The sequence below is a fragment of the Thermomonas sp. S9 genome (assembly GCF_024704365.1).
In the GTDB taxonomy this organism is placed as follows: Bacteria; Pseudomonadota; Gammaproteobacteria; order Xanthomonadales; family Xanthomonadaceae; genus Thermomonas.
The window spans coordinates 362,364-384,853 of the sequence record NZ_JAJDFY010000001.1 but is presented as its reverse complement, the minus strand read 5'-3'; the positions used below and the strand labels follow the sequence as shown (position 1 = coordinate 384,853).

14 protein-coding genes and 4 pseudogenes are annotated in these 22,490 nt (G+C 70.6%); 4 read left to right on the top strand and 14 right to left on the bottom strand.

All coding sequences use genetic code 11. The features are described from left to right. Positions 1-59: 59 nt before the first annotated feature. Positions 60-611 (top strand): annotated as a pseudogene (gene hslV, locus LJB71_RS01845) (ATP-dependent protease subunit HslV). Positions 612-736: 125 nt separating this feature from the next. Then, on the top strand, positions 737-2,110 hold the full coding sequence (gene hslU, locus LJB71_RS01840; RefSeq protein WP_259302875.1) for an ATP-dependent protease ATPase subunit HslU: 1,374 nt from the start codon (positions 737-739) through the stop codon (positions 2,108-2,110). A 52-nt stretch (positions 2,111-2,162) separates the two neighbouring features. Here hslU and LJB71_RS01835 read toward each other — a convergent pair. The 9 genes and pseudogenes from LJB71_RS01835 to LJB71_RS01795 all read right to left on the bottom strand — a co-directional run bounded on the left by LJB71_RS01835 (position 2,163) and on the right by LJB71_RS01795 (position 12,506). Further along, a pseudogene (locus LJB71_RS01835) lies at positions 2,163-2,764 on the bottom strand (YbhB/YbcL family Raf kinase inhibitor-like protein). Beyond that, positions 2,751-3,812 (bottom strand): alpha/beta fold hydrolase, encoded by a 1,062-nt coding sequence (locus LJB71_RS01830; RefSeq protein WP_259302874.1) that lies wholly within the window; start codon positions 3,810-3,812, stop codon positions 2,751-2,753. The pseudogene LJB71_RS01835 and the gene LJB71_RS01830 overlap by 14 nt, the downstream one beginning before the upstream one ends. A gap of 2 nt (positions 3,813-3,814) precedes the next feature. Beyond that, on the bottom strand, positions 3,815-4,594 hold the full coding sequence (locus LJB71_RS01825; RefSeq protein ID WP_259302873.1) for a lysophospholipid acyltransferase family protein: 780 nt from the start codon (positions 4,592-4,594) through the stop codon (positions 3,815-3,817). 56 nt (positions 4,595-4,650) lie between these two features. Then, the gene (locus LJB71_RS01820; protein WP_259302872.1) at positions 4,651-5,088 is read right to left on the bottom strand and encodes a hotdog fold thioesterase; all 438 of its coding nucleotides are present in this window, start codon (positions 5,086-5,088) and stop codon (positions 4,651-4,653) included. Between the two features lie 81 nt (positions 5,089-5,169). Further along, a complete protein-coding gene (locus LJB71_RS01815; RefSeq protein WP_259302871.1) occupies positions 5,170-7,164 on the bottom strand; it encodes a phospholipase D family protein in 1,995 nt (664 codons plus the stop codon). Positions 7,165-7,168: 4 nt separating this feature from the next. Next, positions 7,169-7,642: a histidine phosphatase family protein gene (locus LJB71_RS01810; protein WP_259302870.1), complete on the bottom strand. Its 474-nt coding sequence runs from the start codon at positions 7,640-7,642 to the stop codon at positions 7,169-7,171. A gap of 39 nt (positions 7,643-7,681) precedes the next feature. Then, positions 7,682-8,298: pseudogene (locus LJB71_RS01805) on the bottom strand (ParA family protein). A gap of 66 nt (positions 8,299-8,364) precedes the next feature. After that, positions 8,365-11,268 (bottom strand): ATP-binding protein, encoded by a 2,904-nt coding sequence (locus LJB71_RS01800; RefSeq protein WP_259302869.1) that lies wholly within the window; start codon positions 11,266-11,268, stop codon positions 8,365-8,367. Positions 11,269-11,309: 41 nt separating this feature from the next. Beyond that, positions 11,310-12,506, bottom strand: coding sequence for an EAL domain-containing response regulator (locus tag LJB71_RS01795; protein WP_259302868.1), 1,197 nt, complete (start codon positions 12,504-12,506; stop codon positions 11,310-11,312). Between the two features lie 110 nt (positions 12,507-12,616). Between LJB71_RS01795 and nagA the strand changes: the two are divergent. Next, positions 12,617-13,757, top strand: a pseudogene (nagA, locus tag LJB71_RS01790) (N-acetylglucosamine-6-phosphate deacetylase). 21 nt (positions 13,758-13,778) lie between these two features. Here nagA and LJB71_RS01785 read toward each other — a convergent pair. Beyond that, a complete protein-coding gene (locus tag LJB71_RS01785; RefSeq protein ID WP_259302867.1) occupies positions 13,779-14,645 on the bottom strand; it encodes an energy transducer TonB in 867 nt (288 codons plus the stop codon). A 190-nt stretch (positions 14,646-14,835) separates the two neighbouring features. Here LJB71_RS01785 and LJB71_RS01780 point away from each other — a divergent pair, with 190 nt between their 5' ends. Then, a complete protein-coding gene (locus tag LJB71_RS01780) occupies positions 14,836-18,555 on the top strand; it encodes an indolepyruvate ferredoxin oxidoreductase family protein (protein WP_259302866.1) in 3,720 nt (1,239 codons plus the stop codon). A gap of 117 nt (positions 18,556-18,672) precedes the next feature. Here the strand turns inward: LJB71_RS01780 and LJB71_RS01775 are convergent, their stop codons facing one another. The 4 genes from LJB71_RS01775 to LJB71_RS01760 are packed head-to-tail and all read right to left on the bottom strand — an operon-like array spanning position 18,673 to position 22,392. Next, on the bottom strand, positions 18,673-20,301 hold the full coding sequence (locus LJB71_RS01775) for a M4 family metallopeptidase (RefSeq protein WP_259302865.1): 1,629 nt from the start codon (positions 20,299-20,301) through the stop codon (positions 18,673-18,675). Beyond that, positions 20,298-20,909, bottom strand: coding sequence for a hypothetical protein (locus LJB71_RS01770; protein ID WP_259302864.1), 612 nt, complete (start codon positions 20,907-20,909; stop codon positions 20,298-20,300). Before LJB71_RS01770 ends, LJB71_RS01775 begins: the two co-directional genes overlap by 4 nt. Beyond that, positions 20,906-21,349: an EF-hand domain-containing protein gene (locus LJB71_RS01765; protein WP_259302863.1), complete on the bottom strand. Its 444-nt coding sequence runs from the start codon at positions 21,347-21,349 to the stop codon at positions 20,906-20,908. Before LJB71_RS01765 ends, LJB71_RS01770 begins: the two co-directional genes overlap by 4 nt. Next, positions 21,346-22,392, bottom strand: coding sequence for a TIGR03032 family protein (locus LJB71_RS01760; RefSeq protein ID WP_259302862.1), 1,047 nt, complete (start codon positions 22,390-22,392; stop codon positions 21,346-21,348). The genes LJB71_RS01765 and LJB71_RS01760 overlap by 4 nt, the downstream gene beginning before the upstream one ends. Positions 22,393-22,490: the final 98 nt, after the last annotated feature.

The following is a 22,490-nucleotide window of genomic DNA, read 5'->3' as shown; positions in this document are numbered from 1 at the left end:
TGAATCGACTTGAAGGCGCGCCGGTCGCGCCCCACATGCAGGATTCAACGGAGAAAACGATGGACCCCAGCCAGAACCCCCACGTGTTCCACGCCACCACCATCGTCTCGGTGCGCCGTGGCGGCCAGGTGGTGATCGCCGGCGACGGCCAGGTGACGCTCGGCCACACGGTGATGAAGGCCAATGCCCGCAAGGTGCGCCGGCTCGGCAAGGACGGCCGCGTGCTGGCCGGGTTCGCCGGCGCCGCGGCGGATGCGTTCACCCTGTTCGAGCTGTTCGAGGCCAAGCTCGAAAAAGCACGGCCAGCTCACCCGCGCTGCGGTGGAAATGGCCAAGGATTGGCGCACCGAGCGCCGCTTCGGCAAGCTCGAGGCGCTGCTGGCGGTGGCGGATGCCGATACCTCGCTGGTGATCTCCGGCACCGGCGACGTGATCGAACCCGAGGACGGCCTGATCGCGATCGGCTCCGGCGGCATGTATGCGCTGTCCGCCGCGCGCGCGTGCTGGCGCATACCGACCTCGACGCCCGCACCATCGCCACCGAGGCGCTGGGGATCGCCGGCGACATCTGCATCTACACCAACCGCAACATCGTGGTGGAGACGCTCTGAGCCCGCGCGAACCAGGCTTGATCGCGGGCCATCCCGGCCGGGGCAACCCCATCAAGTCGCTCCCCGATACTCGCTTTGTTGATGGGGCCGCCCCGACCGGGCTGGCCCCGTGAAGGACCCTCCCGATGACCGACTCCTCCTCCATGACCCCGCGCGAGATCGTCGCGGAACTCGACCGCCACATCGTCGGCCAGCACGCCGCCAAGCGCGCGGTCGCCATCGCCCTGCGCAACCGCTGGCGGCGCGCGCAGCTGGCGCCCGAGCTGCGCAACGAGGTGATGCCGAAGAACATCCTGATGATCGGCCCCACCGGCGTTGGCAAGACCGAGATCGCGCGCCGCCTGGCGACGCTGGCCAACGCGCCGTTCGTGAAGGTGGAGGCCACCCGCTTCACCGAGGTCGGCTACGTCGGCAAGGATGTCGAGCAGATCATCCGCGACCTGGCCGACACCGCGGTGAAGCTGTACCGCGCGCAGGCCAAGCAGCGCGTGCGCACCCAGGCCGAGGAACGCGCCGAGGAGCGCATCCTCGATGCCCTGCTGCCCAGGCGCGAGGCCGCGCCTGGCTTCGGCTTCAACCCGGCACAGACCACCACCATCGACATTGGCGCCGAACCGTCGGCGCAGGACTCCTCGACCCGGCAGAAGCTGCGCCGGCAGCTGCGCGATGGCGCGCTGGACACGCGCGAAATCGAGCTCGATCTCAGCATGAACGTCGGCGTGGACATCCTGGCGCCGCCCGGCATGGAGGAAATGGGCCAGCAGCTGCGCCAGATGTTCAGCCAGATCTCCGGCGGCAAGACCCACAGGAAGACCATGACCATCCAGGCCGCGCGGCCGCTGCTGGTCGAGGAAGAGGCAGCCAAGCTCATCAACGAGGACGAGGTGCGCGAAGCCGCGATCGAGGCCTGCGAGCAGCACGGCATCGTCTTCATCGACGAGATCGACAAGGTCGCCAAGCGCAGCGAGGGCATGGGCGCCGATGTCAGCCGCGAGGGCGTGCAGCGCGACCTGCTGCCGCTGGTGGAAGGCAGCACGGTGAGCACGAAATACGGCCCGGTGAAGACCGACCACATCCTGTTCATCGCCAGCGGCGCGTTCCACCTGGCCAAGCCCTCCGACCTGATCCCGGAGATGCAGGGCCGCTTCCCGATCCGGGTGGAGCTGACCGCGCTGGGCAAGGACGATTTCGTGCGCATCCTCACCGAACCGAAGGCCGCGCTGACCCGGCAGTACGTCGAGCTGATGGACACCGAGGGCGTGCGCCTGGCGTTCACCGCGGAGGCGGTGGAGCGGATCGCGGAGATCGCCGCGCACGTCAACGAGCGCCAGGAGAACATCGGCGCACGCCGCCTGCACACGGTGCTGGAGCGGCTGCTGGAGTCGCTGAGCTTCGAGGCCCCGGACAAGGGCGGCAGCGTCACCATCGACCGCGCCTACGTGGACGCCCAGCTGGGCGCGCTGGTGCAGGACCCGGACCTGAGCCGCTACATCCTGTGACGATGCCCGTGCGGCGGCCGTGCCCGCGCCGGGCGCCGCGGCGGGAGCGTCCTCAGCCGTGCAGGCTGTAGGTGCCGTAGATCGCCGCCTCCGCCAGCACGTGGCCGTGCATCGCGCGCAGCACGTCGGCGGCGGTGAACGGCGCCACCAGGCCCAGGCTCGCCACATCGAGGGCGAACAGGCGGAAGAAATAGCGATGCGTGCGCAGGTCGTGCGCGGGGGGTAGGGGCCGTCGTAGCCGAAATACCGCCCACCCATCGTGGCGTCGCCCGCGAACCAGCCGGTGTAGTCGTTCAGCCCGCGCACACCGTCGGCATCGCGCCCGGCCGGCTTGCCGCGCAGGGTGACGCCGTCGCTGCAGCTGCCCTCTGCGATCTGGCGCACGTCGGCGGGAATGTCGGCCACCACCCAGTGCACGAAATCGCCGCGCGGGTGGGCCTCCGGGATCGGGGTGGCCGCATCCGCCACCAGCGCGCCGTCGGTCGGGGCATCGGTATCGATGCACAGCAGCGCAAACGACTGCGTGCCGGCCGGCACCGCGTCCCAGGCCAGATGCGGATTGCGGTTGCCGCCGAAGCCGCCGCCGGGCGCGCCCATGGCGAACGCCGGAGACAGCGGCTGGCGGTGCTGGAAACTGTCGCTACGCAGATGCATGGTCGTACTCTCCGCAAGGATCGTGCGCCGATTCTACGGCGGGATCGCGCGCATCCAGCGCGGCCAGGAAGCGCGCGGCCACCCAGCGCTCGCTGTAGCCGTCCAGGCTGGCGCGCTCGATGAAGCCGCAATGGCCCCCGTGCGCGGCCAGCTCCAGGCGCACGTTCGGAAACCCCGCGATGTGGTGGAAATCCTCCAGCGGAATCACCGGATCGTCCGCCGCCATCAGGATGTGCGCCGGCACCGGCAGCGCGCGCAGGCGCTCGCCAGCCACCGAATAGCCGTCGAAATAGTCCGCCAACGAGGGAAACTCGGTGGCATGCCGCACCATCCAGTCGGTCAGCGCGCGCATCGGCAGGCGCAGCACCGCATCGTCGAAGCCGTGCGCCTGCGGGAACAGCGCGCGCTTGCGTGCCAGCGAACGCCGCCACATGCGCTCGAAATGGCGCATGTACACCGCCGGCCCGACTTCCATGCTGTCCATCGTGCGCGCCGGGTCCAGCAGCGGGCAGACCACCGCCACCTGCCGCAGCGGCAACCCGGCCTGGCCCGCGCGCAGCGCCAGGCGCAGGGCGAAGTTGCCGCCCAGGGAGAAGCCGGCAGCGAACATCGGCAGCTGCGGCCAGCGGGATGCAACCGCGTGCGCCGCATCCACCACCTCGTCCAGCCGGTTGGAGTGGAACAGGCCTTCGTTCAGATGATGGGTGTCGCCGTGATCGCGGAAATTGAGCCGGAACACCACGAACCCCGCGCGCAGCAGGTGCGCGGCAGTCAGCCGCATGTAGCTGGATTCGGCGCTGCCCTCCCAGCCGTGCAGCAGCAATACCGCTGCCCGCGGCGCGCGCGCCGCCGGCACACTGGCGACGCCCTGCAGGCGCACGCCACCCGTCAGTTCCAGCAGGGTCGGCGCATGCGTGGCCGGCACCTGGCGCAGGCGGCGCCGGGACTGCACCGCGCGCAGCGGGCTGGAGGCCAGCAGCGACTGCAGGTGCGGGTTGCGCAGCCAGGCTGGCGGCGCATAGCCGGACCGTACCGGGCCGGACCGCATCTTCAGCCCGCCTGCATCGCCGCCAGCACCTGCGCGCGCGCGGCCTCGGCGATGCCGCGGCGGCCGTCGTGCTGGCCGGGGTCGACCGGTGCCGTGAAGCACACCCGCACCGGGCGCGCCGGCTCGCCCAACAGGCGCAGGAAATTGCCGAGAAAGCTCTCCCGCGGCGCGAACGCGACGATCGCCTGCGCCTCGCAGCGCGCGCCATAGCACAGCGCCACTGGCTGCACCGGGGCATTGGCCTCCACCGCGGTGGCGAAGATGCGCGCGTGGAACGCGCCCAGCGCGCGGCCATCGCGGGTGCCGCCCTCGGGGAAGGCCGCCACCGCGCGCCCGGCGCGCAGGCGCTGCACCATCTCGGCCATCACCTGGCCCAGCGAATCCCCGTTGCCGCGCTGCAGGAAGATGGTCTCGGCATGGGTGGTGATCCAGCCCACCAGCGGCCAGCGGCGGATCTCGGACTTGGCGATGAAGCCCATCATGTGCTGCGAGTGCAGGACCATGATGTCCACCCAGCTGACATGGTTGGCCACGAACAGGGTGCCGCCCGGCAGCGGCGCGCCCTCGCGCTGCAACCGCATGCCGAACACCCGCAGCAGGCCGCCCGACCACCAGCGCACCATCGCGTGCGACAGCCACCCGCCGCGCCCGAGCGCGATCAGCAGCAGGGTGATCGGCAGGTCGACCAGCAGGTGCCAGGCCAGCAGCGGCGTGCGATAGGCGTAGCGCCATGCCCGCGCCGCCCTGCCGCGCGGGGCGGTGTGAACCGGGGGAAACTTCATGGGAGAGCACGATACCCGATGCCTTGCGGCGGCGGAATCACGCATATGCCGGCCCCTCAGCGCGGCGGCGCCGGCAGCACCGCCAGGGTGATCCGGCTGATGCAGACCGCCTGCCCGCCCTCGTCCTCGATCTGGATCTCCCAGACCTGGGTGCTGCGCCCGAGATGGAACGGCCGCGCCGTGCCGGTGACGGTTCCACTGCGCACCGCGCGCAAATGGTTGGCGTTGATCTCCAGGCCCACCACCGCATTGCCGCCGGCCATCAGCATCCCGGCGCTGCTGCCCAGGGTTTCCGCCAACGCCACCGAGGCGCCGCCGTGCAGCAAGCCGTACGGCTGCCGGGTCTGCGGCGTAACCGGCATCGTCGCGCGCAGATAGCCGTCGCCCAGCTCGGTGAACACGATCCCGAGCGCCTCCATCAGCGTGCCGCGCGAGCGCGCGTTCAGCGCCTCCAGGCTTGCCTCCGGCGGCCAAGTGAAGACCGGGGTCTGCATGGTGGTGGCATCTCCATGGTGCAGAGGGGGCGTGTGTGCGCAAGCATGGCATCGCCGCTTGCGCGCGCGCAACGCGGATATCTAGAGAATCGGCGACAGCCCCGAGCCGAACGCCGTGAACAGGCGCACGCCCAGCCACTTCAGGCCGAGGTCCACCTCCGGGAAATCGCCCACCGGCTGGTTGCAGCGGCGGAAGTCGGCAGCGAACGGCGACGGCGGCACGCTGGTCGGCGGGCAGCCGGGGCCGGGCACGTAGTCGTAGCTGGTGGCGTACTTGCGCGGCCACAGGTCGAAGATCGGCATCCGCTCCGACAGCTTGGCCAGGGTGTACTCCACCCCCGGCAGCAGCAGCGCGTCGTCGCGCCGGCCGATGGTCCAGGCGTTGGCCGGGGCCATATCGCGCAGGATGCTGGCGGCCAGCTGGCGGGCGAAGGCGGGGTCGGCGATCACCACCGCGCTCTCGGTGTTGAGGGTGTCGCCGCGCGGATCGAAGTTATGGGTGCCGACCACCCCCACGCGCTCGTCCACCACCAGCGACTTGGCGTGCAGCCCCATGCGCAGGCCGGCGCGCTTGAGCCGTACCGGCAGCCCGCCGGAGGAGGCGAACGGCGACAGCCGCCCGGCCTCGCTGACCGGCTCGCTGCGCAGGCCGCGCCTGGCCAGCCGGCGCTCGAGCAGGCTGCCGCCGGAGCCGAGGGCGGCCGGCGCGCCTGCCGCATCCGCCTTCTCCGCTTCGACGTCCTCGTCCGGCTCGCGCTCCAGCACGGCTCCGGTCTCGCCCAGCTCCAGCGGCGCATCCGCCGGAAACGGCTTGAATTCGTGGATCTCGAAGCCGAAATCACGCAGGTAGCGGCGCTTGTACTTGTACGACATCGCGTAGGCGATGAAGGCGTCGGTCGCCGCCAGGCTGTTGGTGGAGATCAGGATCCGCGGCGGCGAGGGCTGCGCGTGCAAGGCGCGGAACACCTGCTGCGCGGGCTTGGACATTACCAGATAGGGCGTCTGCAGCAGCACTTCGTGCTGCGCCCCCTGCAACAGCTCAAGCAGGCCGCGGCTGGCAGCCCCCACGGCCGGCTCTGCCGGCACGCCGGCGGACGTCTCTTCGCGGTGCTTGCGCGGCAGGTCGGCGATGAACGACACCCCGCCGACCTCCAGCGCCGGGGTCACGAAGCGCGCACGCAGCAGCGCCGGATCATCGGCCTGGGCGAGCAGCGCGCGCACCCGCTCGGGGCGCCGGAACGGATGGTGCGGTGGCGTGGCCGGCGCGCCATAGCGGCGCAGGTAGCGCGCCACGTCGCCCAGGCGTTCGGGCGGCACGCTGCGCGGCGAACGCCAGAACGCCTCGAAATTGGCCTGCATCGCCGCCACCTGCGGCCCGGCCAGCAGCAGGTCGCGGTCGCGGAAGTTGTAGTCCTCGCCCCAGTCGTAATAGTCGTCCTGGTAATTGCGCCCGCCGACGATCCCGACCCGCCCGTCCACCACCAGCAGCTTGTTGTGCATGCGCCGGTTGAGCTGGCGCCAGCAGCATAGCGAGGCGATGGCATACATCGGCAGCGGCAGGCGCGCGCGGTCGAGCACCGGGTTGTACAGGCGCAATTCGAGATTGGCATGGCGCGATGCCAGCGCCGCCAGGGTCTCCACCTTGCGCAGCGCGGCCAGCTGGTCGATCAGGATGCGCACCTTGACCCCGCGGAAGGCGGCGGCCTCCAGCTCGTCCATCACCAGCTGGGCGGAGTCGTCCTCGTCGAAGATATAGGTCTGCAGCTCGATGCTGCGGCGCGCGCTGCGGATCAGGTGGATGCGCAGCAGCAGCGCATCCGGGGCGTGGTCGAGGATCAGCGCGCGGTGATGCGGTGCCTGCGCGGTGGACGCGGCCCAGACCTCGCGCGCCATGTCCAGTACCGGCGAGGGCGTGGCGCAGGCATCGGCGCGGGCACAGTCCACCTGCGTGCTGCGCGCCGCCTGCGCGATCCCGGCGGCCGCATCACGCTGGGCGCGGCCCAGGGTGGCGCAGCCGGAGCACAGCAGCAGAACCAGCCAGGCCGCCAGCCAGCGGCCGCCCCGCGCCCGACACATGGGCTCAAGGCCACCAGAAGCGCGCCAGGCGCGCGGCGCCGGGTTCGACCGCGGCATCCTCCGGGAACGCCAGTACCGCGATCGCGCCCGGCGGCATCCCGCGATGGTCGCCGGACTGGCCGCTGTAGAGCAGCGCCGCCAGCTGTTCCAGCCCCGGGTTGTGGCCGACGATCAGCAGGCAGGCGGCATCGGCATGGGCGTCGGCCAGCGCCACCAGGGTGCCGGGGCTGGCCTCGTAGATCGCCGGTTCCTCACGCACATCACCGCAGCCCAGCTCACCCAGCGCGGCCAGGGTCTGGCGGGTGCGCCGCGCCGGCGAGCACAGCACGCGGTCGGGGCGCAGCCCGTGCTGGCGCAGCCAGTCGCCGGCGGCGCGCGCCTCGGCCAGGCCGGTGTCCGACAGCGGGCGGCCGGCGTCGTCCTGCCCGGGCGCGGCGGCATCGGCGTGGGCGTGGCGGAGCAGGATCAGTTCGCGCATCGCAAGGTATCCATGGGGAAGGGTCAGGGCTCGCCCAGCTCAGTGCAGCAGCGGCATCCAGTCCTGCTGGTGCTCGCGCACCTGGGCGGAATGGTAGTCGAACACGGTCTTGCCCAGCCCGGTCAGCACCACGTAGGCCTGAGCTGTCGCGCAGCTGCGCCACCACCGGCAAGGGCCAGCCGGCGAGCAGCTCCAGCGCCTGCCGGGTTGCGTGGGTATTGGGCTTGCAGCGGTTGAGCACCAGCGCCGCCGGCAGCTTGCCCTTGCGCAGGCGCGGGTGGCGCAGCAGGTCGTGCAGGAAGCCGGACGCGGCCTCGATATCCAGCGCCGAGGGCTGCACCGGTACCAGCAGCGCATCGGCTTCGTCGAGGAAGGCCTCCAGCGCATCACGGTCGGCGCCGGCCGGGGGCGTCCACCACCACCCGCTGCACGCCGCCCGGCAGGCGCTTGTGCCAGGCGCGGCGGGTGCCGTCCACCGCCGCCACCGCGCCCTGCAGGCCGGCCCGGCGCTCGCACCAGCGGGTGGCGGAACGCTGCGGATCGGCATCCACCAGCGCCGCCGTGCGTTCCGCCAGCGCCGCCTGGGCCGCCAGATGGATGGCCAGCGTGGTCTTGCCGACGCCGCCCTTGGAACACGCCACCAGCCAGGTCTTCATCGCAGGGCTCCGGATCGCCACCGCGACAGCCTACACGCCGGCCCGTGCCGGCGCATGCCGCCGCCTTCACCCGCGCGCGCGCGCCTCCACGTGCAGGCGCAATTGCTCCACCGCGGTACGCAGATCGGCGGCCAGCGGCAGCACGCTGGCCCAGTCCCCACGCCGGCCGGCCGCCTCCAGCGCGGCCGCGGCGTCCGCCAGCGCCTGCGCGCCGACCAGCCGCGCAGCGCCCTCGATCTTGTGCGCCTGGCGGGTCAGGCCGGGCAGGTCGCCGGCCTCGTGCAGCCGCTCCAGCACGTGCAGATCGTCGCGGGTGGTGGCGAGAAAGTCGTCAAGCAGCGCAGCCGGATCGGCGCCGCCCAGCGCATCCAGCACCGCCGTGTCCAGCACCGGCGAGGCCTCCGCTGGGTCGCCGGCGGCGGCCTCCGCGCGGGCATTGTTGGCGGCCTGGATGCGGTGCCCCTCTTCCTCGTCCATGCCCGCGCTGCTGGCGGTATGCGGCAGCCAGCGTTGCAGGCAGGCGCCGAGCGCGGCGATCCCGACCGGCTTGGCCAGATAGTCGTCCATGCCCGCAGCCAGACAGCGCTCGGCCTCGCCCTTCAGCGCGGCCGCGGTGAGCGCCACCATCGGGGTGCGCGGCAGGCCGCGCCGCTCCTCTTCCTCGCGCAGCGCGCGCGCCAGCTGGTAGCCGTCCATGCGCGGCATGTGCACGTCCGTCAGCAGCAGGGCATAGCGCCCGCTGCGCCAGCGCTCCAGGCCCTCCAGCCCGTCCTCGGCCACTTCCGAGGCATACCCGGCCAGCGCCAGCTGGCGCTGGATCACCTGGCGGTTGGTGGCGTGGTCGTCCACCAGCAGCACCAGGCTGCGCTCCTGCTCCGCCTCGGCCACCGTGGGCAGCCGGCGCGGCGCGAAACCGCCCAGGCGCCGGCCCGCGTGCGGCGGCTGCGGCAGCGCGGCGGCCGGCGCGCGCGGCAGGGTGAGGTGCAGCCGCATGCGGGTGCCCTTGCTGGGCGCGGACTCCATCTCGATGCGGCCGCCCATCAGCTCGGCGATCCGGCGGCTGATCGCCAGGCCCAGCCCGGTGCCGCCGAAGCGCCGGGTGGTGTCGGCCTCGGCCTGCGCGAACGGCTGGAACAGCCGCGCCTGCGCCTGCGCGCTGATGCCGATGCCGGTGTCGGCGACCTGCAGCACCAGCGCATCGCGGCCCGGCGGGCCGGCGTCCGGGTCACTGCCCTCGATCTCCACGCTGACGGTGACGCCACCCTGCGCGGTGAACTTGAGCGCGTTCGACAGGAAATTGCCCAGCACCTGGCGCAGCCGCACCGGGTCGACCTCATAGGCCGGGGCCAGGTCGCTGCCGATCCGGCACTCCAGCGCCAGCCCCTTGCTGGAAGCGGAACCGGCATAGCTGGCGACCACGCTGCGCACCAGCTCCGGCAGGTCGGTGGCGACCGGCTCCAGCTCCATCCGCCCGGCTTCGATCTTCGAGAAATCCAGGATGTCGCCGATGATCCGCAGCAGGGTCTCGGCCGAGGCCTGAATCACGTTGAGCGCGCGCCGCTGCTCGGCATCCAGGCGGGTGTGCCCGAGCACCTCGATCATGCCGGTGACGCCGATCATCGGGGTGCGGATCTCGTGGCTCATCGCCGCCAGGAACGCGCTCTTGGCGTGGTTGGCTTCGCGCGCGCGCGCCTCGCTGTCGCGCAGGGCGTGCTCCAGCCGCTTGAGGTGGGTGAGGTCGGTGGCCACCGCCAGCAACCCGATCATCTCGCCGGTATCGCTGCGCATCGCCGACAGCGCCAGCAGCACCGGCAGGGTGCGGCCGCGCTGGTGGCGCAGGGCGAACTCGCGCGGCGGCTCGCGGTGGCGGGCCAGCTCGCGCAGCGCGGTCCAGTCGGCCGGCACGGTGTGGCCATAGGCCTCGCTGAGCGCGCGCGCCAGCGCGCCAAGCGCCTCCGGATCGAGGATCGCATCCAGCCGTTCGCGCCCGACCAGCGATCCGGCCGGCCACCCCAGCAGCTTTTCCGCGAACGGATTGACCTGCGAGAACACCCCGTTTTCATCCACCGCGAAGATCGCCGTCTGCGCCGCTTCCAGCAGCAGGCGCTGGAACTGCTCGCGCCGCTCCAATGTCACCCGCACCCTGTCGTTGCGCGCCAGCTGGTCGGTGAGCTGGGCTTCCATCCGCCGCACCTGCTCGCGCATGCGCAGGAAGCTCTCCATCACCTCGCCCAGCTCGCCGCGCGGACGGAAGCGCGGCAGGCTGGTGTAGTCGTGGCGGGCCATGTCAAGCGCCAGCCGGTGCAGGCTCTCCACCCCGCGATAGCCGTTGTGCAGCACGCGCCGGCCGAACAGTGCGACCAGCACGAAGCACAGCAGCGACAGCCCGATGCGTGCGCGCCCGAACCACGCGGCGCGGGTGAGCTCCTGGCGCACCAGCGCATCCGCGCGCGCCTGCCCGAGCGCATCGATCTGCTCCAGGCGCGCCACCAGCGGGTCCACCGCCGGGTACAGCTCGCGGTCCGCGAACCGGCCCAGGGCGAGAATGTCCTGCCGCTGCACGATGTCCTGCAGGTCGGCCAGCGCCTGGTCGGCGCGCGGGCGCGCCAGCAGCGCCTGCGCCAGCAGCGCGCGCCCCTCCTCGTCCAGCGGCATCGCCTGCAGCGCCTGCCATTCGGCGGTGGCGGTGTCCTGCGCGCGCGCCAGCGTGGCCGCCGCCTGCTGCCAGTCGATCAGGTAGTTGCGGGTGCGGAAGGTGGTGTCCACCAGATCCATTTCGTAGGTGTTGGACAATTTGCGGATCCGCTGCATGCCGGCCAGCACGTCGTCGCGCATCGCGATCAGCGCGCGTTCGGCCAGGTACTGCTGGAACTGGTCGAGCGCCAGCACCAGCACGCCAGTGATCAGAAACAGCCCGAACAGCCCCAGCAGCTGCTTGCGGATGCTGTAGCGCAGGGCGTCGAAGCGCATGGATCAGGCCCGGGCGGAGGATGGCATGCCGCGCATCCGGCTCAGTGCACCGGCCGCCGCCAGCGCGCGATCGCCGCGGGCAGCTCGCTGCCCGGCACCGGGCGCCCGATCAGCCAGCCCTGCGCCACCTCGCAGCCCAGTTCGGCCAGCAGCTGCCAGTCCTCGGCGCTCTCCACGCCTTCCGCCACCGTGGCCAGGCGCAGCTTGCGCGCCAGGTCCAGGCTGGCCTCCACCATCGCGCGCTTGCGCGGCTGCAGATGCGCGCCGCACACGAATTCCTTGTCGATCTTGAGCTCGCTGAACGGCACCTGCGCCAGCTGTGCCAGCGAGGAATAGCCGGTGCCGAAATCGTCGATCGACAGCCCGAAGCCCTTCAGGCGCAGGCGCGCCAGCACGCTCAGGCCGCAGGCGGCATCCGCCATCACCGAACTCTCGGTGAGCTCCAGCACCACGTCCTCGGGCTTGAGCGCGTGGTTTTCGACGATCGCCTGGTAGCGGTCGGCGGCCTGGGCGTCGGCCAGCGCCAGCGGCGAGACGTTGACCGACAGTTTCAGCCGCATGCCGTCGCGATTCCAGCGCCGCAGCCAGCGGCAGCCCTCGTCGAGCATGCGCTCGGTCAGCGCGTGCGCCTGGCCTTCGCGCTCCAGCAGCGACACGAACTGCAGCGGACGCACCACGCTACCGTCGCTGCGCTCCCAGCGCGCCAGCGCTTCGACCCCGACGACCTTGCCATTGCCCAGCTCCGCCTGCGGCTGGAACCATGGCACGATCTCACCCTGCTCCAGCGCCGCCAGCAGGGCCGGCACGCTGAAATCGCTGGCGGCTTCGATCAGCGCCTCGCCGGCGTGCTCGCCGAAGCGCGCCAGCACGTCCCGCAGCTTGTCGCGGGTGAGCGGCTTCTCCACGCTGCCCAGCACCCGCAGCCCGTAGGCGCGGGCCATGGTCTGTACGGTATTGAGCAAGGCGGGGTCCAGCGCGCTGACCACCACCACCGCCCGCGCCAGGCGCTCCTGCGCGATCTGGCCGATGCATTCGATGCCGTCCATGCCCGGCATGTCCAGATCCACCAGCACCACGTCCGGCGGACTGGGCTGGCGCCGCAGCACGTCCAGCGCATGCAGCCCGTCGGCCCCCTCGAGGGTGCGCTCGATGCCCAGCTCGGCCAATAGCCGCAGCGCGATCCTGCGCTGGAAGCCGTGATCCTCGATCACCATCACCTGGAGTTCCGATCCAGCCATGCCATTCCCCCCGGACGCATGCGGTGAACGCCAAGACTACCGCAGGCCGGCAAGGTGCGGGTAGGCTGGCAGGCCCCGGCCCATGGCCGCCGCCCGTCCTCCGCCCGCGCATGCAACCGCTGGTCTTCCACAATGGCCATGTCCTGACCGGGCGCGGGTTCGAGCCGGAGGTCTGCGTGGTGGTCGAGGACGGCCACATCGTCGCCGTGCTGCACGGCGATCCGCCCGGCGGCGGGGTGCGCATCGACCTCGGCGGCGGGTATCTGGCGCCCGGCTTCATCGACATCCAGGTGAACGGCGGCGGCGGGGTGCTGTTCAACAACGCGCCGAGCGTCGAAGGCATCGCCGCGATTGCCCGCGCCCACCGCCGCTTCGGCACCACCGGCTTTTTGCCCACCCTCATCAGCGACGCCGCCGCGGTGATGCATCGCGCGATCGCCGCGACCCGCCAGGCCATCGCGCAGGGCATGCCCGGCGTGCTCGGCCTGCACCTGGAAGGCCCGTACCTGGCGCCCGCGCGCAAAGGCACCCACGACGCTGGTCAGTTCCGCGTGCCGGACGCCGACGAGATCACGATGGCGACCGCGCTGGACAACGGCGTCACCCTGATCACCCTGGCGCCGGAACGCGTGCCCGCCGCGACCATCCACGCGCTGGTCGCGCGCGGCGCGATCGTCTGCGCCGGGCATACCGATGCCAGCTACGAGCAGATGTGCGCCGGCTTCGCCGCCGGCATCCGCGGCGTCACCCACCTCTACAACGCGATGACCCCGCTGCAGGGCCGCGAGCCTGGCGTAGTCGGCGCGGCGCTGGATGACGAGAATTGCTGGTGCGGGATCATCGTGGACGGGGTGCACGTGCACCCGGCCAGCCTGCGCATCGCATTGGCGGCGAAACCGCGCGGCAAGCTGCTGCTGGTGACCGATGCGATGCCGATGGTGGGGGCCGCCTCGCCCTCATTCGCCCTGTACGGCGAGACCATCACCGCGCGCGATGGCGTGGTGCGCAACGCCGCCGGCGCGCTGGCCGGCAGCGCGCTGGACATGGCCAGCGCCGTGCGCAACGCGGTGCGCCTGCTCGGCCTGGGGCTGGACGAGGCGTGCCGGATGGCGGCGCAGTATCCGGCGGAGTTTCTCGGCCTCGGCGGCAGCTCACGGCCGCATCGCCCCTGGCTACCGCGCCGATCTGGTATGGCTGGATGCGAACGCGCAGGTGCGCGCGACCTGGATCGCAGGCCGCGCCGAGGCGTGAGCGCCGGTGCGGTGGCGGGACTCAGGTCCCCGGACCGTTCAGCAGGCGAATCGCCGGCCGTGCCAGCGGGAACACCCCGCTGTCGGGCAGCGCCTCGGGCGAGCCTGCGATCCGCAACTGCTCGTGCGCCCACGACAGGTCGCGCACGCTGGGATCGGGGATGTAGCTCTGCCATTCCCAGGGCTTGGGCTGATTCAGGTCCGCTATCTGGAAGCTCACCGGAACCCTGGCTAGCCAGTGATCCTCCTTCGCTTCTTCCCCGGTGGTCGGCGGCAGGAAGGTCCACCTGCGCGCGGCGCGCAGCGCGGCATCCGCGAACTGCCTGCGCAGCGCGGCCATCTGCTGCTCCGTGCCGTAGGTACGCAGGTTGACCCGCTCCACGTCCGCTTCCTGCACCTTGCCATCGCGGCCAAACCGCAGGACGACATAGGCAATGCCCTGGGCATCCAGCATCAGGGCCTCGCGCGGATAGGACGGCGGATCCATGCGGCTTTGGCGCGGGAAATCGGTCGCAGGCCGCCCGCCTTTTTCATCGCCAAACCAGGTGGCGGCGATGCGCACCTGCATGCCGCCGCCGTCCTGCGGATGGGCGACCAGGCGAATCCGCATCGGCGCCTCGGCGGTCACCACGGTGCCATCGACCACCACCGGCTCGAACCGCCAGCGGCGGATGTTGGCATCGAGGAACTGCTCCAGCGGCGCCCCCAACGCGCGCGTGTCGTCCAGCTTGTACTCCCGCACCGTGCCGTCCGGCGCGATCACGATCTTGCCGCTGACCAGCAGGGTGGATTCCACCAGCTTGCGCGCGGCGCGCGCATTGCCGGCATCGGCCGCCACCGGCAGCGACGCCAGCGCGATGCCCAACAGCATCCCCAGGATGTAACGCATCGGCTTGCTCTCCCTTCAAGCATGGTGTCCTGCGCGTCCGCGCGCATCGCGCCGCGCAGGCGCGATCCTAGCCGATCGCACGGACGGGCGCCGCCCCGGGCCTGCCGGCGGCGGCTGCTAAAATGCGGAGGATCTGCTCGAACGCCGCCCCTGCGCGGCGTTTTCGCCGTTTCCGGAAGGCCGCCCCACCATGACCAGCACCGCCGAACTGTCCTCGCCCGAATCCGCCAAGTCGCTGCTGACCCACGACGTGCTGGACACCGACTACACCCTGGAAGACAAATACCGGCGCACCCGGGGCCGCATCTACCTGTCCGGCGTGCAGGCGCTGGTGCGGCTGCCGCTGATGCAGTGCCTGCGCGATGCGCGCGCCGGGCTGAACACCGCCGGCTTCGTCAGCGGCTACCGCGGCAGCCCGCTGGGCGGGTTCGACCTGGAGCTGTGGCGCGCGAAGAAGCACCTGGACGCGGCGAATGTGAAGTTCACCCCGGGCCTGAACGAAGACCTCGGCGCCACCATGGTCTGGGGCACCCAGCAGGCCAACCTGTTCCCGGGCGCGAAATACGACGGCGTGTTCGGCCTGTGGTACGGCAAGGGTCCGGGCGTGGACCGCTGCGGCGACGTGTTCAAGCACGCCAACGCGGCCGGCACCTCGCGGTACGGCGGTGTGCTGGCGCTGGCCGCCGACGACCACGCCTGCCGCAGCTCGACGCTACCGCACGGCAGCGAGGACGAGTTCGTCAGCGCGATGATGCCGGTCCTCAACCCGGCCGGGGTGCAGGACATCCTGGACATGGGCGTGCTGGGTTTTGCCATGAGCCGCTACACCGGGCGCTGGGTCGGCTTCAAGACCATCGCCGAGACGGTGGAATCCTCGGCCTCGGTGCAGGTGGACCCGTTCGCGCTGCAGATCGTGCTGCCGGGCGAGGACGCGTTCGAAATGCCGCCGGGCGGCCTCAACATCCGCTGGCCCGACCCGCCGATGGAACAGGAGATGCGCCTGCACCGCTACGCAGTGAAGGCGGCGCAGGCGTTCGCGCGCGCCAACCGCATCGACCGCACCGTGATCGATTCCGCGCGGGCGCGGCTGGGCATCGTCACCACCGGCAAGAGCCATCTCGACGTATTGCAGGCGCTGGAATACCTCGGGCTGGATGAGACCGCCTGTCGCGACGTCGGCATCCGCGTGTACAAGGTCGGCATGACCTGGCCGCTGGAGCCGCAGGGGATCGCGCATTTCGCGCAGGGCCTCTCCGACATCGTGGTGGTCGAGGAGAAAAAGGCCTTCATCGAGCGCCAGATGAAGGAGCAGTTCTACAACTGGCCGCAGGATTGGGGCCGCCGCCCGAGCATCGTCGGCAAGTACGACGAAGCCGGCGAGTGGATCCTGCCGAGCACCGGCGAGCTGACCCCCGCCACCATCGCCGGCGTGATCGGCCGCCGCATGCTGCGGCTGGGCCTGGTGGACGGGGCCGCCGCCGAACGCATCGGCCAGGTGCTGCAGTGGATGGCACAGAAGGAGGGCGAGCTGGCCCTGCCGCGCGCCAACTTCCCGCGCGTGCCGCACTACTGCTCGGGCTGCCCGCACAACACCAGCACCCAGGTGCCGGAAGGCAGCCGCGCGCTGGCGGGCATCGGCTGCCACTACATGGTGACCTGGATGGACCGCCGCACCGACACCTTCACCCACATGGGCGGCGAGGGCGTCACCTGGGCCGGGCAGGCGCCGTTCACCGAAACACAGCATGTGTTCCAGAACCTGGGCGACGGCACCTATTTCCACAGCGGTTCGCTGGCGATCCGCCAGGCGATCGCCGCTGGCGTCAACATCACCTACAAGATCCTCTACAACGACGCGGTGGCGATGACCGGCGGCCAGCCGGTGGACGGCATCCTGACCGTGCCGCAGATCGCCCACCAGATGCGCGCCGAGGGCGTGGAAACGATTGCGGTGGTGTCCGACGACATCGACAAATGGACCGACCCGTCGCTCTTCCCGGCTGGCGTCACCTTCCACGACCGCCGCGACCTCGATGCCGTGCAGAAGAGGCTGCGCGAGGTCAAGGGCGTGAGCATCCTGATCTATGACCAGGTCTGCGCCACCGAGAAGCGCCGCCGCCGCAAGCGCGGCAAGCTGCCCGATCCGGCCAAGCGCGTGGTGGTGAACTCGCTGGTGTGCGAAGGCTGCGGCGACTGCGGCGCCAAGAGCTTCTGCGTCAGCGTGCTACCGAAAGAGACCGAGTTCGGGCGCAAGCGCGAGATCGACCAGAGCAACTGCAACAAGGACTATAGCTGCGTGGAGGGCTTCTGCCCCAGCTTCGTCACCGTGCACGGCGGCAAGCCGCGCAAGGGCAAGAAGGCGAACGCCGCGGAGCGCCTCGCCAACCTGCCCGCACCCGCGATCCGCAGCAACCTGTCGCACCCGTGGAACATCCTGATCACCGGCGTCGGCGGCACCGGCGTGGTGACCATCGGCGCGCTGCTGGGCATGGCCGGCCACCTGGAAGGCAAGGGCGCCAGCGTGCTCGACCAGACCGGTCTGGCCCAGAAGGGCGGCGCGGTGACCACACACGTGCGCATCGCCAGGTCGCCGGACGCCATCCACGCAGTGCGCATCGCCGCCGGCGAGGCCGACCTGGTGCTGGGCTGCGACATGGTGGTGGTGAACGACTACTGGGCGCTCTCCAAGATCCGCGCCGGGCGCAGCACGGTGGTGCTCAATACCTACGCGGCGATGCCGGGCACCTTCACCACCCGCCCGGATCTGCAGTTCCCCGCGGCCGACATCGTCCAGGCGGTGCGCACCGCGCTGGACGGCGAAGCGCCGCTGCAGATCGACGCCACCCAGCTGGCCACCGCGCTGCTGGGTGACGCCATCGCCGCCAACCTGTTCATGCTGGGCTATGCCTGGCAGCAGGGGCTGGTGCCGCTCTCGCTGGATGCGCTGATGCGCGCGATCGAGCTGAACGGCGCGGCGGTCGAGATGAACAAGACCGCGTTCGCCTGGGGCCGCCTGGCGGCGGTGGACCTGGACGCCGTCATCGAGGCCGCCGGCATCGTGCGGAATGTGCCGACCGCAGCGGAAGCCACGCCGCATACGCTGCCGCTGCTGGGCGCCACCGCCAACGACGCGGGCGAATCCGGCCTGACGCCGTTCGCCGCCGACCTGCGCAGCGGCGATGAATTGCGCCATGTGCCGGCTTCGCACGCCGGCGAACCGGCCTTCGGCCCGCTGGACGATGCGCGCCTGTCGCGCTCGCTGGATGAGATCATCGCGCGCCGCGTGGCCTTCCTCACCGACTACCAAAGCGCCCGCTATGCCCGCCGCTACGCCGATTTCGTGGCGCAGGTCCGCGCCGTGGAAGCCAGCCGGGTGCCAGGCAGCACCGATCTGTCGGAAGCCGTGGCGCGCTACTTCTTCAAGCTGATGGCCTACAAGGACGAATACGAAGTGGCCCGCCTGTACACCAGCGGCGAGTTCCAGCGGCGCATCGAACAGCAGTTCGAAGGCGACTACAGGCTGCACGTCCACCTTGCCCCGCCGCTGCTGGCGTCGAGGAACGCGCAGGGCCGGCTGCAGAAGCGCGAATACGGCCCGTGGGTGTTCACCGCGTTCCGCGTGCTGGCCAGGTTGCGCGTCCTGCGCGGCACGCCGCTGGACGTGTTCGGCTACACCGCCGAGCGCCGCACCGAGCGCGCACTGATCGACGACTACCAGCGCACCGTGGCGGGCCTGCTGGAGACGCTCGACGCCGGCAACGTGGGTCTGGCGGCCGAGATCGCCAGCATCCCCGAGCACATCCGCGGCTACGGCCACGTCAAGGACGCGCATCTGCACCAGGCCAGGACGCGCCAGGCGGAACTGCTCAAGGAGTGGGGCAACCCGCTGCGGATCGTGCAGGCGGCCTGATCCTGCTCGCCGCCCGGGCGCCATCGCGGGCGGGATCGGCGCCTCGGGCGCAGGCTGCGCCGCAAAGAAAACGGCCCGCGCGCGCGGGCCGTTTTCGCATGCCGGCCGTGGAGCCGGTCAGTTCACGTTGACCGCGCTCCACGCCGCGGCCACCGCGTTGTACTCAGCCGAACCGTTGCCATACAGCGCGGCAGCAGCATTCAACGTGGCGGCGCGCGCACCGGTGTAGTTGGTGCTGCTGGTCATGTAGGTGGTGATCGCCTTGTACCAGATCGCCGCCGCCTTGGCGCGGCCGATGCCCACCAGCGAAGTATTGCCGTTGCACACCAGCGCGGCCGGGGTCAGGTTCGCCCAGGTGCCAGCGCCGAAGCCCGCCGGCACCACCGCGCCTTCCGCCAGCAGGTAGAAGAAGTGGTTGGCCGGACCGGAGCTGTAGTGCACGTCGATGCTGCCGATGCCGCTGTAGTAGCAGTCCTTGGAAACGCCATCCAGGCTCGGCTTGAACATCCAGCGGATCGCCTTGCTCAGGTCGGCATTGTTCGGGAACAGCTCCTCGCCGATCACGTAATCCGGCGTGTCCTCCGGATTGTTGGCGTAGAACTCGACCATGGCACCGAAGATGTCGGAGTTGGCCTCGTTCAGGCCGCCGGACTCGCCGCTGTAGGTGAGATTGGCGGTGCGGCTCATCACGCCGTGGCTCATCTCGTGGGCGGCCACGTCCAGCGCCACCAGCGGATAGATGCTCGCGCCATTGTCGCCGTCGCCGAAGGTCATGCAGAAGCAGGAATCGCTCCAGAACGCATTGGCGTAGTTGCGCCCGTAGTGCACGCGGCTGATGGCGCCCTTGCCGTCATTGGCAATGCCGACGCGGCCAAAGGTGTTCTTGTAGTAATCCCAGGTAGTGGCCACGCCGTAGTGGGCGTCCGCGGCCACGGTCTGGGAATTGGAGAGCAGGTTGTTGCCCCAGACGTTGGTGCTGCTGGTGAACACCGTGCCCATGCCGGAGGTCTTCATCGCCATGTTGTGGGTGGCGCCGCCGCCGCGGGTGAGATCGACCATCTGGTAGCTGGTGCTGCTGCACTGGGCGGTATTGATCACCACATCCGCCAGGGTCAGGGTCTTGCCGGTGCCCACGGCCGGGGTGCTGCAGCTGCTGCTGCCACCCGGACCGGGACGCGCGGTTTCGATGCCGTCCCACTGGTTGAGGATGCGGCCGCTGCTGGCGTCCACGATGTAGTGCATCTCGGTCGGGGTCTGGTCGGCCTTGATGCCGTTGAACACGACCTCATGCGCCAGCACCGGAGCCATGCCCACGGCATAGACCACGGTGCGCGCGCTCGGCGCGCCAAGGAAGCGGGTGCCGAAGCGGGCGCCGGCCTCGACGATGGCCTGGTCGCGGCTGATCCTGGCCTGCAGGCCAGGACGCGCAGCCGTGTTCAGGGTCTGGCTGATGCCGGTCAGCTGGCCGTTGCGGGCATGCACGACCATGTCGCCGCCGATCACCGGCAGGCCGTTGTAGGTGCGGTCATAGCGCACGTGCTCGGTACCGTCGGCATCGACGATCACGTCGCGCACGGCGAAGGCATCGGCGGGCGCCTTGCGCGCCAGGGTGGCGTGGTTGCCGACCAGGGCATTGGCGCGGGCGACCACCGCGGATTTCTGGAGCGCCGCCGCATCGGCCGGGGCCGCGGTGACGGCGAGGGCGGAGGCGATGGCGAGGCACAGCAGGCTTGCTTGAACTTTCATGACGCGTTCTCCGTGGTGATCGACCCCGCTGCGGCGCCCGCGGCGGGAAGGGGTGTACCGCTCTTTCCGCGGGCTGCGCGCCCGCCATTCGCTAGCGCCGCCGGGGCGCTGATGCGCGCCGGCGCCTGCAACACGGCATCGTCGAAATACGACACCCGCAGCTGCAGGCCGCGCGGTGAATATCCGATGAAAACCACATCGAAACCGGGCTCGACTGCACGTTTATAGGCCGAGGCGATCTTGGGGTTTTCGATTTCCAGCAGCAGGCCCAGGCTTTCCGGCTGCTTCAGGCCGGCGTTGTAGTCGTGCAGGACCTGCTTGCAGCGCCGGAAGAAGCCGAGGATGTGACCGCGCCCGCGCAGCTGCGGGGCGAAGAACTGGCGATAGTAGTAGGTGGGCTGGCGCAGGCGCGGCAGCACTTTCAGCACCGCGGTGCCGACCCCGCACAGGGCGCCCATCTTGTCGCGCGCGATGCACACCAGCTCCTGCGCGCGCGCGCGCGCGACGGCCTCGTCGGCGATCGCCTTGTGCGCGCGCCAGAACGCGACCACCTCCTCCGTCAGCGCCGGCGTCACCTGTTTCCAGACCGGGATGATCTCGACCTTCACTTCTTGCCGCCCTTGCCGGCGTCCTGCGGCGGCGCCAGCGCCTGCACCAGCTTCACGTATTCGACGAACTCCAGTTTGCCGTCGCCATTGGCATCGAAGCGGGCCAGCGGCGGCGCGGCCTTGCCGGCCTGCTTGATCAGCACCAGGTTGCCGTATTCGCTGGCGTCGATGGCGCCGTCGTGGTTGGTATCGAGCGCCGCGAACTGGCGGCGCAGCGCCTGCTCCACCCGCAGCGCGGCCTGCATCTGCCCCCAGCCGGCGCGGAACTCCGGCAGCGAGAGCTGGCCGTCGCCGTTTTTGTCCCAGGCCTTGAACGTCGCGGCCACCGGATCGGGCCTGGCGGCGGATGGCGCGGGCGCGGCCGGTTTGGTCTGGGCCTGCAACAGCCCCATCGGCAGCAGGCCGGCCAGCAGCAGGACAATGGGGTGCGCGCGGGTCATGCGACGGCCGCCTCCACGGGAATCTCGGATTCGAAGGTGATGAGGTCGCGGATCTCGTTGGTGCGCAGGCCGATCATCATCGGGTGCTTGACGTTGGGCAGGAAACTGATGTCGAAGATCTCGGTGATGTCGCCGTCGAAACGGATCCAGTTGGTGACATCGCCATTGGCCAGCGACACGATCTGCACCCCGCACCACGGCTCGGCGTCGCGCTTCTTCAGCTCTTCGTCCAGCTGCAGCCCCTCGAAGCGCTGGTTGCGCGGCTTCGACAGACCCACCGCGGCGACATTGCCGATGATCGACAGCCCGCGCGCGAAGCCCGGCACGAAGGCATGCGGCACGAACGCCTTCTTCTCGAAATCGACCCAGCCCAGCTGGCCGGTGCCGGCGTTGAGCAGCCACAGGCGGCCGTTGTGCCAGCGCGGCGAGTGCGGCATCGACAGGCCTTCGCACACGATCTCGTCGGTCTGCACGTCGATCACCACGCCGCCGTCGCGACGGCGCTCGCGCCAGCCGTCCACGCTGTCGCTCTTGCACACCGCGGTGACGTATTTCGGCTCGCCGTCCACCATCGCCAGGCCGTTGAGGTGGCAGCGGTCCTCCGGCGCCAGCTTGCTGATGAACTTCGGCTTCCAGATCGCCTTGAAGCTGTGGGTGGGGCTGAGCTCGGCCAGGCAGGAATACTTGGTGTTGACGAACACCACCCGGCCGTCCTTGCGGATGCCCAGCTCGTGGATGTCGAGATCGCCGATGGTCTGCGCGTTGCGCGGCACGTAGCACTTGTCGAACTGGCCGTGGATGACCTCGTTCGGGCGCAGGATGTTCTCGAACCGCCACAGCTGGTACAGCCCGCCCAGGTAGATGCGCTGGGCATTGCCGACCACGCCCATCGCGCGCTCGAAGATGCGCTCGAAGAACGAGACCCGGCCCTGCTGGTCGCTGCCCACCAGATAGATGCGACCGGTCTGGTAGGAGGTGATCGCCAGCGACAGCCGGTTCTGGCCCAGCCAGCCGGCGAGGCTACGCGAGCAGCTTTTCTCCACCCGCAGTTTGGTGAGATCACGTGGGGGCTGCGGTTGCTGCGCCTGTGCAGGGGAGCTGCCGCTTCCGAGGTCGGGGCCGGCGCAGAAGCCGGCGCCTC

What these genes read in the sequence shown, in the direction of transcription:
- LJB71_RS01775 (WP_259302865.1), bottom strand. Translation starts at nt 20,301, where the DNA reads ATGAAAGTTCAAGCAAGCCTGCTGTGCCTCGCCATCGCCTCCGCCCTC.
- LJB71_RS01815 (WP_259302871.1), bottom strand. Translation starts at nt 7,164, where the DNA reads ATGTGTCGGGCGCGGGGCGGCCGCTGGCTGGCGGCCTGGCTGGTTCTG.
- LJB71_RS01785 (WP_259302867.1), bottom strand. Translation starts at nt 14,645, where the DNA reads ATGCGTTACATCCTGGGGATGCTGTTGGGCATCGCGCTGGCGTCGCTG.
- LJB71_RS01810 (WP_259302870.1), bottom strand. Translation starts at nt 7,642, where the DNA reads ATGCGCGAACTGATCCTGCTCCGCCACGCCCACGCCGATGCCGCCGCG.
- LJB71_RS01800 (WP_259302869.1), bottom strand. Translation starts at nt 11,268, where the DNA reads ATGCGCTTCGACGCCCTGCGCTACAGCATCCGCAAGCAGCTGCTGGGG.
- LJB71_RS01825 (WP_259302873.1), bottom strand. Translation starts at nt 4,594, where the DNA reads ATGAAGTTTCCCCCGGTTCACACCGCCCCGCGCGGCAGGGCGGCGCGG.
- LJB71_RS01780 (WP_259302866.1), top strand. Translation starts at nt 14,836, where the DNA reads ATGACCAGCACCGCCGAACTGTCCTCGCCCGAATCCGCCAAGTCGCTG.
- LJB71_RS01795 (WP_259302868.1), bottom strand. Translation starts at nt 12,506, where the DNA reads ATGGCTGGATCGGAACTCCAGGTGATGGTGATCGAGGATCACGGCTTC.
- LJB71_RS01830 (WP_259302874.1), bottom strand. Translation starts at nt 3,812, where the DNA reads ATGCGGTCCGGCCCGGTACGGTCCGGCTATGCGCCGCCAGCCTGGCTG.
- LJB71_RS01820 (WP_259302872.1), bottom strand. Translation starts at nt 5,088, where the DNA reads ATGCAGACCCCGGTCTTCACTTGGCCGCCGGAGGCAAGCCTGGAGGCG.
- LJB71_RS01765 (WP_259302863.1), bottom strand. Translation starts at nt 21,349, where the DNA reads ATGACCCGCGCGCACCCCATTGTCCTGCTGCTGGCCGGCCTGCTGCCG.
- hslU (WP_259302875.1), top strand. Translation starts at nt 737, where the DNA reads ATGACCGACTCCTCCTCCATGACCCCGCGCGAGATCGTCGCGGAACTC.